Genomic DNA, 13473 nt, shown 5'->3' on the forward strand with positions numbered 1-13473 from the left:
TTTGCAAAACTTAAACTCCATCCGTCAAAATAACGGTTCCTCACCACACCATAAAACTGCCTTAAACGAAAAAACATAACTTCAACCAAAAGGAATTACGGACACGACATAATCATGTCCGAAACTCAGCCGAAATAAAAAATATATCCTAGATCAAAATACGCACCATTTTTTTAGGTCTTCCCACCTGAGCAGAAACCTCTGTTCCGTTAAGCTCCGCATAGCCGCTGTCTAAAAACTTTTTTAAAACACGCCGAGCGCTTCTTTCACCGATTCCAAGACAAGCCGCGAGGTCAGTGGAATCAAACGTATCCTTATGAGATTTAGTCATAAGTGCTTTAATTTTATCCAAGTAGCTCGGGCTGATACCTATCTCACTGGACATCTTAAGGAACTTTGAATCAACAATATGAGTCTTGTATTTAAGCTCATCCTGCTCACCGATAGGACCGCGAATATGCTGCCCTTCCACAATATAAAAACCGCCCTTGGGAAGTTTTATGGCATTATCTAAAGCTTTACGGGCTGACTTTTCAGCTTCAAAAGCCGTAGACCCGATACCTATGCCAGATGAAAAAATGATATTGCGATCCCTTCCCCATGCCAGCAAGCTCCTGAAATGATCCCTATGAAGCGGACTTTCAATTATACCGCGAGTAGAAAATATAACGTATTCTTCGGTGCCGAAATTAAAAAGACTGCCCTGAATAGCGCGTACATATTCAAGAAGTTCCAGATAAAATATCCCGCCGTTTTTCATATCATCATACTGATTAATAGAATTGCGGGTGATGGATTTAAGTTTGACGAGCTGAATAGCTATGCCGGCAGAACGTAGATTGCGGGAATTAATTTTATCAACAAGTTTTTCGAGAGAATCACGAATCTGAAGAGTGCTGGCATAAAGCCTGAAAACAGGCAGTCCCTTCTCTTTCAATTCCTTATAAATATACCCGAACCCGGTGACTATGGCATCAGTCTGTCCGTTTTCATAAAGCGCTATATGACGATCAAGATAATCCTGTTCGCCGTGATGAATTGCGAAAGGCATAGAATGGATATTTTCAAATTCAACACCGAACTCTTTGACAACCTCGGTAAGAATATCATCGCTGACAACATCAATGCTGACCTTGCCGGACTTTATTCCCCGACGGAGCATTTCGGAAAGAACACGCAGCAGACTATAGCCGCCGCGCGGAATATGCCTATAAGGACGGGTAACCTCTCCGCGGGCTTTTGCGGCTTCCTGAACGCCTATCCCCGTAAAAAGTATCCCTTTTGTTTCCCGCTGGCATTCTTCAAGAACTTCCCATGAATCGGCGACGCGCTCTCTGACATATGTAAGCAGAGTGATTTCAGGGCAGCAGCGACCGACAACTTCTTTGATAAGTTCAACTGAGTCGGAAGGGCCGATGCATCCTATTTTCATATGAGTCGCCTGCACTTTTAATCGTAATTTCGGTTATGTCACTAATGTGACCAAAATTTGGAGAATACTGCACTGTCAAAATTATTGTGTCAAGGGAGTTGGCGGGATTAAGCTGAAAGGATCATTTTACACTTCATTTTACTTGTTTTGCTTAATATTTTTATAACATATTAAGTTTATCGTAAATTATGCTTTGTTTTTTCATATATTCGTTAACGACAAGACAAACAATCACTTCATACCTGTTTCAATCTTAATCAAAAGAGCTTTAATATCCTCAGGTCTGGGAATATAGCCCCTTTGAAAGGCTGAGGCATGTATCCTTCCACGCATATGGTCACTTGCCCAGTGCTGTACCATCGGGTGAAAAAAATCAGGGTTATTCAATACTATCTGAGCCTTGGCTACGCCGTCATCTTTAACAGCCTGAATAGAATAATTCGTTTCGTGGATTTCATAATTATACAAAACATGTGGAATCAGTCGGAATTTTGCACCGGCCATAAGGCATTGCACCCAGTAATCCCAATCCTCATAAAGGCTATTATCCTTATATCTTATTCCGCTGTCCCAGAATTTACGCCGATACATCGCGGCGGGTGATATTGTATTTTGAGTCCTCAAATGAGCCTGATTGAATTTAGGAAGACGCACTTCCCGTGAGCCGTCCAAACGATTTTCCAAGTAATCTGTATATACGAGGTCTATTTCAGGATTATGGTCAAGAATTTCGATACATGAGGGGATAAAATCAGGATGGAGAATGTCGTCAGGATCAAGACAGATTAAATATTTACCTTTCGCGCGCTCGAGACCGAAATTACGGACAAAACCGGGTTTTCCAGTTCTAACCGGTGTCAAAATTTCAAATTTTTCACACTCAATCTTATCTGCCCATTTCTGCGCCTGCTCAATGGAATCATCGCTACTGCCGTCATCAACAAATAGAATTTCAACATCATCAAACGACATGGACTGCGCTATCAGAGAACTAAAGAACCTGTCTGCGAACCGTCCGTAATTATAATTCGGTATGATAATTGAGAGTAGCGTCATAGGTAGATCGTCCGGTACAGATACTAATATTGTTACTGCTGAATACGCGCGATTGACACCAGAGACTTACTTTCTAATAGACATTTTTGATTATCGCAATGAACAGAATAAAAAAACATTCTGCAAAAATAATCTCAAACAAGCTGACAACAAACTAATACCGATATTCCCCTATGTACAAACAAAAAAGCCGCCCGAAGGCGGCTTTTAGAATTCAATATTATAATTACTTAAAAAGGTTCAAATACTTTCCGTATCCCTTCTCTTCTAGTTCTTCCTTCGGGATAAATCTCAATGAAGCGGAGTTAATACAATAACGAAGTCCAGTTGGCTGTGGACCGTCCGGGAACACATGTCCCAAATGCGAATCAGCCACTTTTGAACGCACTTCTGTACGCTTTGTGAATAAGGTATTGTCTACCCGTTCAACTACATTTTCCTTTTCAAGAGGGCGCGTAAAACTAGGCCAGCCTGTGCCGGACTCGAATTTATCAGTTGAACTGAACAAAGGTTCTCCTGATACCACATCAACATAAATTCCAGATTTATGGTTATCCCAGTATTCATTGGTAAAAGCCGGTTCTGTTCCATCTTCGCGCGCAACCTTAAACTGAATAGGAGTAAGAGTCTTCTCAAGTTCATCATCACTTGGGCGTGTATAAATTTCATCTCCCCAATGGTCCTTGATAAAAGTATCACGCCCTGAAAGAAATCTATACCAATTGTAACGCACCGGATTCTTCTTATAGTAATCCTGATGATATTCTTCTGCTTCAAAAAAGGCGGTAAACGGGATCAACTTTGTTGCTACAGGATTCGCAAATCGTCCTGAACCCTCCAGCTCTACCAGCATCTTCCCAGCAACTTCCTTCTGATTTTCATCATGGTAGAAAATTGCTGAAGAGTACTGCTTTCCCCGATCATTAAAGGAACCTCCAGGGTCAGTCGGGTCATGATGTTTCAGGAATATATCCAGAATTTTCTCATAACTCACCTGCTGCGGATCAAAATAAATCTGAACAGCTTCAAGATGGCCCGTTGTACCGGAACTGACTTGTTCATAAGATGGATTTTTTACATCTCCTCCGGCGTATCCCGATATTACCTTTTCAACTCCCGCTACTTTTTCCAGATCAGATTCCACGCACCAAAAACATCCGCCGGCAACTGTCGCTATGACGAGCTCAGATTCATTATTCATTTTGGCCTCCACATCAATTACAGACCAGACAAAAAAGAAACATAGGATGGATATTACTAGAAAATAAATTCTGACGATGCTTAGTTTTTTAGTATCCATAACCCGCCCCTTATTAGTAAACATTCCTAACAAAGAAATAATGTGGTTACAGCGGATGTCAATGGAGAGATAAAAAAACTAAGATAAATTAACTTAATCCCCCTCAATCATGCTCTGACTAAAAAGAACGGTCTTATTACGACCTGTTTTTTTAGCTTCATAAAGAGCTTTGTCAGCCAGATTAATAACAACACTAATATCGCTGTTATCATCAGGGAAAAATGAAATACCGATAGACACGGTAATATTCTCATGAAGCGATGATCCAAAGTGCATTTCCACATTCTCAAAAGCCTGCCGTATACTCTCAGCCCGCTTCACAACAACATCTCGACTTACGCGGGACATTACCACCAGAAACTCTTCTCCACCCATACGGCAGAGAATATCTTCATCGCGCACATGACGGAGCAGAATTTCTGAGACTCGCTTCAACACATCATCTCCGGCCTCATGACCATAGGTGTCGTTAAAGCGCTTAAAGAAATCGATATCAATCATAACTATGGCTAAATGTTCATTACGGCGTACAACCCTCGAGACTTCCCGGTCCAGACTTTCAAGCATATAACGCCTGTTATGAAGGCCGGTGAGGGAATCGCGCACGGACTGCTCCCGCAGATTCTCGCGTAGCTGAATATTGGATAAAGCCAATGAAAAATGTTCAGCAATAGTCACAACTAAACGTTGCCGCTGTCTCACGGTGCAATCCTTCATTTTATCATCAGCTAAACATTCACCCTGATTACAAACAACAAGCATCAATCCTATCAATTCTTCTTGATAACGCATTGGAACGCAAAGATAACAAGTTTCAACCGCACCAATAAAATGATCGCAATGAAGTCCATGTTCTTCCCGGTTTACATAATGAAATTTAGCCATACGAATCCCCCAGCACTCATCCGGTCGGAAAGCCTCTTTAAAAAGATCTTGCCTGCCTCCCCAGTTAGTCTTGAGGATCAAGGAATTTCTATCCTCACTAAGAAGGTAAAGAGCTCCCACATCAGTGGGAAATAATCGATTTGCATAATCCCGGATAATAAGCAGTGCTTCATCAGAAGAACTACAACGTTGCAGGTAGTCGCTGAACTCATTTAAGGTCGAAATTTCTTTATTTATTTTTTCTTGATCCTTAACCTGACTGGCTATTTTCATCGTACGATTCTGAACAGTTCTTTCCAGATTGGTGTTTACTTCAGCAAGTTCCTCTTCAACAACCTTTCTCTTGTGAATCTCACTGACAAGACGCAGGTTGAATCTGATCAGGCGCACTCCTAAAAATAATACCATCAAGATAAGTAAAGATGAAATACACAGAACCAAATAAATAGTCCTTGTTGTTTTACCTAATCGGTTAAGAACCGTATTCTGAATATCGAGAACTTGATTATTGATAGCAAGCAAAGCATTCTTAAGGTTGCCGCTGATTCCTTCTGAATTATTGAGGCCAACCTCTTTTATATGCTCTACCAGTATACTGAAATCAGATTTATATTGCTTAATCTGAGCCAGAATTTCACCTTTAATTTGCAAATCAAGACCACTTCTCTGTACAGATTCTTTTAAAATATCATAATTTTCATTGAACTTATCAACAAACAACATCTCTTTATGAATAATAAATTTATTTTCATTGCTCCGGCAGGAAAGCAACACGGAAAGCAAATAATATTCCTTAAGACTCTCAAGAGTTTCTTCCGCCGAAACAATGTCTCGATATAACGCCCCGCGTTCTCCACTCTCATCTGTCAAACCGATAACTATATACTTTTCTTTGTAAGCAACAAAAAGATCGCGATATTCCCGGATCTTGTTTTCCGCAGATTCAATTTCGCCTTTAGTGAGCACATCGCTTTCCCCGGAAAGAAGCTCCAAATTATGAACAAGGTCTTCATAACTACGCATAAAACCCTGCACGTGATCAATCTTCTTGGTATGCACAAAGGCATCCTGATAAGCCTGACAACGCACTGCGGCATTACTGATCTGGGAACTGTAGAATTGAGCTTTTGCGTAGGATGCGTTTAGATAAACGGCTAGAAAGAGAGCTCCGAGCAGTGCTATTGCCATGATCGAAGCAAACACAACAAGAACAACATTTTTATTAATATTTTTCATATAATGTTAAATCATTAAAATTTTGAAGTTCAGCGAACATGATGGTCAGCATTTCGCATTAGAATACTTTCTGTTAATATTAACATATAATATTTAAAAAAACTTAACTAATTATGCAGAAATCAAAGAACTCAATCATCATCGCGATTCCGGACATCATTTCTCCATAAAACAAGGGGCGCACAACAACCAAGCCCTTCAAAAAGTTGACGACGGGCATCGTCTCCCTCAACAGGGTCCCCCATAAGAAGACAGATATAGCGATTTAGATTTTCATCCCAGAAAAGATCAGGACAACGGGCCATATAGCCATATTTCCTGTGTGAAACTTCACATGGATCTGAGAGACAGCACCATCCGCAACCGACGCATGGTTTAGTAGACACGGTAAGCACCGCCCTGGCAGGCAATGCTTAACATATACTCTCCTGAGACAATTGCAGCCCCGGAGTATAAGTGGATATTCAAAATAGACCTTTGAAAAAAGGTGGGGCAGTATCACGGGTCGCTAAAATTGCTTATGATGCGAGTATAAATAGGAATTAATCATACTGTAAAGTATAAGCCTGATAAGACTGAATATGGCTACTCCTTTCCAATTCTGCGGATGGTTTTAAATTCTCCCTCAGACACAGGCATAACTGAAAGTCTTGAACCTTTTTTAAGAAGTTCCATCCCCTCAAGGCCGCTGACAGTTCGTAAAAATTTAAGAGGTAAAGGATTGGTAAACTTTTCCACAAATTTGATATCCACCATAAACCAACGTGGATTTTCCTCAGAAGATTTAGGATCGAAATGTGGATCATCAATGTTCCATGCCGTATGGTCAGGATAGCTTTCTCGAACCACTTCAGCAATTCCGACAACAGAAGGATTCGTAATACTATGATAAAAAAGAACCTTGTCACCCAGTTCCATATCATCCCGCATAAAATTGCGGGCTTGATAATTACGAACTCCGTCCCATGAAGTTATCTGATCTTCGGCAGCAGCCAGATCATCAATAGAGAAGCATCCCGGTTCAGATTTCATAAGCCAGTATTTAGTCATTAACATTCTCCTTTATTTTCAGACAGACCATGAACAAAAACTGACGTTCAATCTCTAATTTACCACAAAATTGAAATACTTATCAGGATAAGGTTCGTTGTCCAGAGTAAAATGCCACCATTCTTCTTTGAGTGGTTTAAAACCGTGGTTTATCATTAATTGGCGTAATAAAGCCCTATTAGCCCTAATCTGCGGATTAATACTATCATTCTCAGGCCAAGAGGCAGGACCAAAAAAATCAAATGTGGTTCCCATATCAAGCTCAGATCCGGTACTTTTATCTGCAATCGTCAAGTCAACAGTTGACCCTCGTGAATGACTGGACTTTTCGGCAATATAACCATCGCGAAATAGATTCTTCTTATCTACCGAGGGATAGAAAATAGATTTCATGCGGGTATCGGATACATTCCGCCCCCAGCGCACAAAGTGGTCCACCGCTCGCTGAGGACGATAACCATCAAAAATTTTGAGAATTAAACCGAAAGGAACCAGTTCAGCTTGAACTTCGGCTAAAGCTTTTGCTGCACGAACAGTCAAAACAATACGAGGAGATAAATAACCGTCAACCTGCTCACCTAAAAAATTATTTTCTGTAAAATAGCGGGCATCATACATAGCTTCAGGTATCATTTCGTCAACATAACAAAAACCTTCGGGAAGTTGCCCGGCCAAAACTGAACCGGATACCACCCCCACCAAAAGTACGGAAATAAAAATAAAAGCCAAAGATTCGATAAAGATGTTAACAACTTTCATATTGGTGAACCTCTTTCCTTTTTACGTCGCCAAACAGATTGTAGCGCAGAATTGTATACTGGTGTATTAAGTAAATATAAAGCCTTTCCGTGTAGCGCAAAAAAACTAAACAGTGGAATTCAATGACTGACGATTTAAACACCAATGAAAGAATTCATCAACTTGAAGCAGCTCTTGCTCAAAGTGAAAATCATTTCCGTCTACTTTTTGACACAATTGAAGATGCTGTTTTTATGTTTGAAATTCTTCCGAACGGCACGAGGGGACTCATTCGCGATGTAAATGAAGCCGCATGCAATCGTTTGGGATATACCAGAGATGAATTTCTGAAAATAACTGTTGAAGAGTTCAGTGTCACGGAGACAAACCAACCCAGTCCAAGTTTATTTGAAAATTTTGCTCAAGAACAAAAAAAACTGTTCGAATTAATTCATATTGCTAAAGACGGAAGAAAAATACCTGTTGAAATCAGCGCCAGAAGATTTGACTATGAAGGAACCCCCATGGTCCTCTCCATTGTGAGGGATATTTCAGTTAGAAAAGAGATTGAACAATCACAAAAATCATACTTGAAGCAACTTGAGTCAGAAGTTGCGGAAAGAACCGGAGAACTCGAGCGGATTAATGAGCAACTAAAAAAACAAGTGAAAGAACTTGAACACTCCCGTCACATCCAGACAGTTTTATATGAAATAATCAGTCATGCTCAGTACTCCGACAATCTAAATGAACTCTTGCAATCGATACACAAGATAATGATAAAGGAGCTTCACGCAGACAATTTTTTTGTAGCCTTAATTGATAATGATCAGGATTCTCTTAAATTTGAATACTGTGTTGATAAAACGACTCCGCACTGCTCCACCATTGAAAACATCAGTCGTCTGGGAGGCAAAAGGTTAAGTCTCTTACCAATTAGACGTAGTGAAACTGTTCATATGTCCAAAACACAAATTATGCGATTAATAAATAAAGGCATAATTGAAGTTTGCGGAGTTATACCGGAAGTATGGCTTGGTGTTCCTTTGCGTATCCGGGGTATTCCTATCGGAGTTTTGGTTATTCAGGATTATGATATGCCAAGTACTTATTCCAACGAAGATTTACAACTTTTTGCGGCCTGCTCTGACCAGATTGCCCTAGCAATTGAACGCAAGAATCATGCTGATTTATCTAAATCAGCACGCGATATTTTCCAGAACATTCCCTCTGGACTTTTCATCTATCAATATACAAAACCTGATTCGCTGAAACTGTTAGATGCAAATCCAGCAGCGGAAAACATTACCGGAATTACGTTAAAAGACTGGATCGGGCGTGAATTCTTAGACATCTGGCCCGGTTTTGACGCACAGCAAATTTTTAATAATTTCCTTTCCCCCTTAAAAACCGGCAAAGATTTTATCTCCAATGAAGTTCTCTATAAAGATAACAGGCTATCCGGAGCATATCGAGTACGCACCTTCCTACTCCAGAACGACAAGCTTGGTATTGCGTTTGAAGACACTACTGAACAAAAACGTGCTGAACTTACAATTCGTGAAAGTGAAGAACATTATCGAGCTTTCTTCGAAGATAACCACTCTGTCATGTATATTCTGGATACTGCTGACGGTAAAATTCTCGACACCAACAAGGCCGCCGAAGCTTATTACGGATACTCCCGCGAAGAACTTCTTACAATGAAGATTTCCGACATAAACAGCTTATCGGAAAGACAAGTTAAGAAGATTGTCAAAAAAGTAACAAAGAAAACGATCTCGAATATAATAGGAAGACATAGACTGGCTAACGGTGAATACCGAAACGTTGAAATTTTTTCCGGACCTTTTGAAGTCAGAGGTAAAACCAGATTAATCTCGATTATTCATGATATTACCGAAAGATTGAAAAATGAGGCTGAACTTTCAGAAGCAAAAGAAGCTGCTGAATCAGCCAACAAGGCGAAAGATGAATTTCTTGCAAACATAAGCCATGAAATAAGAACCCCACTCAATGGAGTCATGGGAATGTTGCAACTGCTACAGATTGCGCACCTAAATACAGAAGAGCAATCCTGTGTCGATACAGCCCTTCAATCTTCCAGAAACCTGCTCAGAGTATTGAACGATGTTCTTGATTTCACAAAAATTGAAGCTGGCAAAATGGATCTTTACGAAGAACCTTTCGAGCTGAAAGAACTTATCAAACAGTGTCTCGATTTATTTAAAATTCAAGCGGAAGAAAAAGAACTGCAGTTAATATCCAACATCGATTCGAGCACACAGAATTACTATGTAGGAGACGAAGGCAGAATCCGACAGATTTTATTTAATCTGGTAGGAAATTCAATAAAATTCACGGAATCAGGTTCAATAACAATAAGTGTTTTTTCACTTCCACACCCAACCCCCGGCAAGCATCGGCTATTTTTCTCAATTGAAGATACCGGGGTTGGAATACCAGACGACAAAATCGAACACATTTTTGATTCCTTCACACAAGTGGACGGCTCACTATCCAGGAAATATCAGGGGGCAGGTTTAGGGCTCTCCATAGTTAAAAGGTTGGTAAACCTGATAGGTGGTAACATTTCGCTTCAAAGCGAGGTAGGAGTGGGAACCACAATACTTTTCTGCGTGTATGTCGAAAAGCACGACCCTCCTGTTTCTTTACAAGCGGAAGTCACTAAAGAAATAGGTAAAAAAACTCCCTTGCAAATTCTTCTGGTTGAAGATGAAAAGGTTAACAGACTCATGGCTCTGAGATTTCTTGAAAAAATGGGGCACAATGTAGTTTGCGCCGAAAATGGAGAAATGTGCCTTGAAGAACTTCGCAAACAAACATTCGATGCAATTTTAATGGACATCCAGATGCCGGTAATGAACGGGCTTGAAGCCACTCATCTAATCAGAACATCTGAAGAATTTAATATGCATCGTTCCGTCCCGATAATAGCCCTGACAGCACATGCAACAAATAATGATAGAAATATCGCAATACAAACTGGAATGAATGAATATATAAGTAAACCTTTTGAATGGGAACTACTCAAAAAAACACTATATGAAGTCACAAGCTAGATTAGGAGAATCCGCTTTTCTTGACATATTCTCATCCTTAGACAACTAATTGCCGTGAAGTAAAATTAAGAATCATTGTCATATGTTGCTGTCGATAGTTTTAGTTAAGATCTTTATTTCAAATAATCATTTTCAAAAAGAGTTTAGAGTCGCATCATTTTTGACGTTTAGCATTCTGCTGAAAGCTGTTAAACTATTCTAAATATGCCCCTTTCATTATACTAAATATTTATAACGAGTTTCATTAATGCATGTACTTGTCACCGGCGCAACTGGACTTATCGGCTCCAACTTAATCCCTATCTTACTAGAACAGGGTTATAAGGTAAGTGTTCTCGTCCGCGATCCAGAAAAAGCAAAGCTATGTCTAAGCACCGGCATAAAAATATGCCCCGGACATTTAAATGATGAAAAAGCAATTGAAAAAGCGCTGAAAGGGTGCCGATTTCTTTTCCACCTCGCCGCAGACTATCGACTATGGGTCCCTGACCCGCAAGCAATGTACCTCACCAACGTGGACGGCACTCGCCTGCTCATGACAAAAGCTCTCGAAGCTGGAATTGAAAGAATTGTATATACCTCAAGTGTCTGCACGTTAGGCTACCACACAGATGGAAGACCCGCGAATGAAGACTTGAAATCCAGCTTAGAAAGCATGATCAGTCCTTATAAAAAATCAAAATTTTTAGCGGAAAAAGCCGTATCAAGAATGGTTAAGGAAAATGGTCTTCCTGCTGTTATTGTTAATCCGTCCACCCCGGTCGGCCCCGGAGACTCCCGTCCGACTCCCACAGGCGCCATGATACTTAACACCGCCCGAGACGGTGGAAGATTCTACGCTGAAACAGGGCTTAACATTGCCCACGTTGAAGATGTTGCCCGCGGTCATCTGCTGGCACTGGAAAAAGGAACTATCGGCCGCAGATACATTCTCGGCGGCGACAATCTATATTTGAAAGAACTTTTCGCTATGACCGCTAAAGCAGCCGGTAAACCCGGCCCCATGTGCAAGGTTCCCACTGCGGCCCTCTACCCCATTGCCATTATCAGTGAAATTCTTGCCCGCTTAAACCTGATAGATGAGCCTGTGGCCACCACGGACAGCATCCGTATGGCCAGCAAAATAATGTTTTATAGTTCTAAAAGAGCAGAAACAGAGCTTGGATATACTCACCGCCCGGCAATTCAAGCTGTTGAAGATGCCATCAAATGGTTCAGGGAAAACGGGATGCTTGTTTAAAAAACAAACTACCCAAGCATACGCCTGATTTCGTCAATTATTGATTTGGAGTCCATAAGGGGCTTAAGAAAAATTGTATTTGAAACATTTAATGCTGCCCCCTGCTCAGAAGTCATCTGGTACTCTGGAGATCCCGTGTACACGATGTATTTCAATTTCGGCCACAGCTTTATGGCCGCATCAATAAACTCAGTTCCATCCATACCCGGAAGACGCAAGTCAACAATAGCTAAATCAATTTGAACAGTATCAAGCACCCGAAAAGCAACTTCGGCGCTTTCAGCCTGATAAACAGTTAACCCCTCATCTTCCAAAGCAATCGCCATACTTTCTCTGACATGAGTATCATCATCAAGAACTAATATTGTATATGACATTTTGCTTCTCCTTAGCTATAAGAACACTCCCTTTATCTCCACACTTAAGTTTTATCATTAAAATATAAAATATTATACGGCTTGAGCCTTATCATTTAAAAAAACATCTGCAGCTTCAAGACTGGGCACAATATTTAAAATACGGTCCATCTTTACTGCACGAAAGACCTTCTGGATATGTTCGTTTCTATTAACAAATATGACACTGCCCCTCTTACGCCGAGCCGTCTTATGCGCCTTGAAAAATACGGCAAGACACGAAACATCTATAAACAAAGCCTTATTAAGGTCAACGATGGTTCTGCCATCCCATTCCTCGGACAATTCATATAAACGAGGCTTCAGATGCTTTACAGTTTGCGTATTATACACCCCATGGAGAGAAAGAACCGTCGAATCACCTCGAATTTCTTCTGATAAATCAAACGGCAAAGAAGCAGTGCGACCCTCCCCAGAGTCGAACTTATGTCCTGTGTCAATAATCTGATCAGACAAATTATCCGAAAAGACTCGATTATTCAGTAAATTAATACTGTTTGTTGTGTGCTTGTTTGTCATTAAACAAGTAATGCATTTTATATTCCAGAATTGAGTACAATAAAGCACACCAAAGTATTAAAAATGGAAAAATGAGCTAAGGGATTCAATACAGACTATACAGAGCTCATCAACATGAGCTAATATATTTAAATCATCATGCTACACATGATAAAAAACAGATACGGAGGTTCAAAATGATTATTCTAACCGCAGCCCTTCAGGCAAAAAAAGGCAAAGAAACAGAAGTTGAACAAATACTCGTTCATATGGTGTCAGAAACGGCACAGGAAAAAGGAGCATTAGAATACAGACTGCATAAATCAAAAAATAACGACGGCAGCTTTTTATTTTATGAAAAATACTCGGGACAAACAGCGTTTGAAAATCATGTCGCATCTGCTCACTACAAGCAGCTAGGCGAACAGCTCGGTGGTTTACTGGCGAAAGAACCCATCATAGATTTTTATGATTTTATTACTGGAATTACTGAATAAAAAAATACAGACAGCCTCAAAACAGAACTTCTGCCTAAAGTT

The 13473-nt window shown here is 40.3% G+C and carries 12 protein-coding genes; 3 read left to right on the forward strand and 9 right to left on the reverse strand.

All coding sequences use genetic code 11. The features are described from left to right. Positions 1-148: 148 nt before the first annotated feature. From JEY82_RS11955 to JEY82_RS11985, 7 genes are all read right to left on the reverse strand, one after another. Entirely contained in the window at positions 149-1432 is a 1284-nt protein-coding gene (locus tag JEY82_RS11955; protein ID WP_304085719.1) for a hypothetical protein, read from the reverse strand. A gap of 231 nt (positions 1433-1663) precedes the next feature. Beyond that, the gene (locus tag JEY82_RS11960; RefSeq protein ID WP_304085721.1) at positions 1664-2488 is read right to left on the reverse strand and encodes a glycosyltransferase family A protein; all 825 of its coding nucleotides are present in this window, start codon (positions 2486-2488) and stop codon (positions 1664-1666) included. 226 nt (positions 2489-2714) lie between these two features. Continuing rightward, complete coding sequence (gene msrB / locus JEY82_RS11965) at positions 2715-3689, reverse strand: peptide-methionine (R)-S-oxide reductase MsrB (RefSeq protein WP_304085845.1); 975 nt, start codon at positions 3687-3689, stop codon at positions 2715-2717. A 192-nt stretch (positions 3690-3881) separates the two neighbouring features. Then, positions 3882-5909 carry a sensor domain-containing diguanylate cyclase gene (locus tag JEY82_RS11970; RefSeq protein ID WP_304085722.1) on the reverse strand — a complete coding sequence of 676 codons (2028 nt, stop codon included), beginning with the start codon at positions 5907-5909 and terminating at the stop codon, positions 3882-3884. Between the two features lie 131 nt (positions 5910-6040). Next, the gene (locus JEY82_RS11975) at positions 6041-6295 is read right to left on the reverse strand and encodes a hypothetical protein (protein WP_304085723.1); all 255 of its coding nucleotides are present in this window, start codon (positions 6293-6295) and stop codon (positions 6041-6043) included. 199 nt (positions 6296-6494) lie between these two features. Further along, positions 6495-6959 carry an EVE domain-containing protein gene (locus tag JEY82_RS11980; RefSeq protein ID WP_304085724.1) on the reverse strand — a complete coding sequence of 155 codons (465 nt, stop codon included), beginning with the start codon at positions 6957-6959 and terminating at the stop codon, positions 6495-6497. Between the two features lie 54 nt (positions 6960-7013). Beyond that, positions 7014-7718: a M15 family metallopeptidase gene (locus JEY82_RS11985; RefSeq protein ID WP_304085726.1), complete on the reverse strand. Its 705-nt coding sequence runs from the start codon at positions 7716-7718 to the stop codon at positions 7014-7016. Between the two features lie 122 nt (positions 7719-7840). Between JEY82_RS11985 and JEY82_RS11990 the strand changes: the two genes are divergently transcribed. Both JEY82_RS11990 and hpnA read left to right on the forward strand, forming a co-directional pair. After that, complete coding sequence (locus tag JEY82_RS11990) at positions 7841-10780, forward strand: PAS domain S-box protein (protein ID WP_304085728.1); 2940 nt, start codon at positions 7841-7843, stop codon at positions 10778-10780. Between the two features lie 247 nt (positions 10781-11027). Further along, complete coding sequence (hpnA, locus tag JEY82_RS11995) at positions 11028-12020, forward strand: hopanoid-associated sugar epimerase (protein ID WP_304085730.1); 993 nt, start codon at positions 11028-11030, stop codon at positions 12018-12020. Between the two features lie 8 nt (positions 12021-12028). Here the strand turns inward: hpnA and JEY82_RS12000 are convergent, their stop codons facing one another. Together JEY82_RS12000 and JEY82_RS12005 are read right to left on the reverse strand one after the other, a co-directional pair. Then, entirely contained in the window at positions 12029-12397 is a 369-nt protein-coding gene (locus JEY82_RS12000) for a response regulator (protein WP_304085732.1), read from the reverse strand. 72 nt (positions 12398-12469) lie between these two features. Beyond that, complete coding sequence (locus tag JEY82_RS12005; RefSeq protein WP_304085734.1) at positions 12470-12892, reverse strand: STAS domain-containing protein; 423 nt, start codon at positions 12890-12892, stop codon at positions 12470-12472. Between the two features lie 239 nt (positions 12893-13131). Here JEY82_RS12005 and JEY82_RS12010 point away from each other — a divergent pair, with 239 nt between their 5' ends. Then, positions 13132-13431 (forward strand): putative quinol monooxygenase, encoded by a 300-nt coding sequence (locus JEY82_RS12010; protein ID WP_304085735.1) that lies wholly within the window; start codon positions 13132-13134, stop codon positions 13429-13431. Positions 13432-13473: the final 42 nt, after the last annotated feature.

Origin of the sequence: Maridesulfovibrio ferrireducens, from assembly GCF_016342405.1 — a bacterium.
In the GTDB taxonomy this organism is placed as follows: domain Bacteria; phylum Desulfobacterota; class Desulfovibrionia; order Desulfovibrionales; family Desulfovibrionaceae; genus Maridesulfovibrio; species Maridesulfovibrio ferrireducens_A.

Bases quoted from the DNA above. Each gene is read 5' to 3' on its own strand.
- JEY82_RS11955 (WP_304085719.1), bottom strand. From the start codon at position 1,432: ATGAAAATAGGATGCATCGGCCCTTCCGACTCAGTTGAACTTATCAAA.
- JEY82_RS11960 (WP_304085721.1), bottom strand. From the start codon at position 2,488: ATGACGCTACTCTCAATTATCATACCGAATTATAATTACGGACGGTTC.
- msrB (WP_304085845.1), bottom strand. From the start codon at position 3,689: ATGAATAATGAATCTGAGCTCGTCATAGCGACAGTTGCCGGCGGATGT.
- JEY82_RS11970 (WP_304085722.1), bottom strand. From the start codon at position 5,909: ATGAAAAATATTAATAAAAATGTTGTTCTTGTTGTGTTTGCTTCGATC.
- JEY82_RS11980 (WP_304085724.1), bottom strand. From the start codon at position 6,959: ATGACTAAATACTGGCTTATGAAATCTGAACCGGGATGCTTCTCTATT.
- JEY82_RS11985 (WP_304085726.1), bottom strand. From the start codon at position 7,718: ATGAAAGTTGTTAACATCTTTATCGAATCTTTGGCTTTTATTTTTATT.
- JEY82_RS11990 (WP_304085728.1), top strand. From the start codon at position 7,841: ATGACTGACGATTTAAACACCAATGAAAGAATTCATCAACTTGAAGCA.
- hpnA (WP_304085730.1), top strand. From the start codon at position 11,028: ATGCATGTACTTGTCACCGGCGCAACTGGACTTATCGGCTCCAACTTA.
- JEY82_RS12000 (WP_304085732.1), bottom strand. From the start codon at position 12,397: ATGTCATATACAATATTAGTTCTTGATGATGATACTCATGTCAGAGAA.
- JEY82_RS12010 (WP_304085735.1), top strand. From the start codon at position 13,132: ATGATTATTCTAACCGCAGCCCTTCAGGCAAAAAAAGGCAAAGAAACA.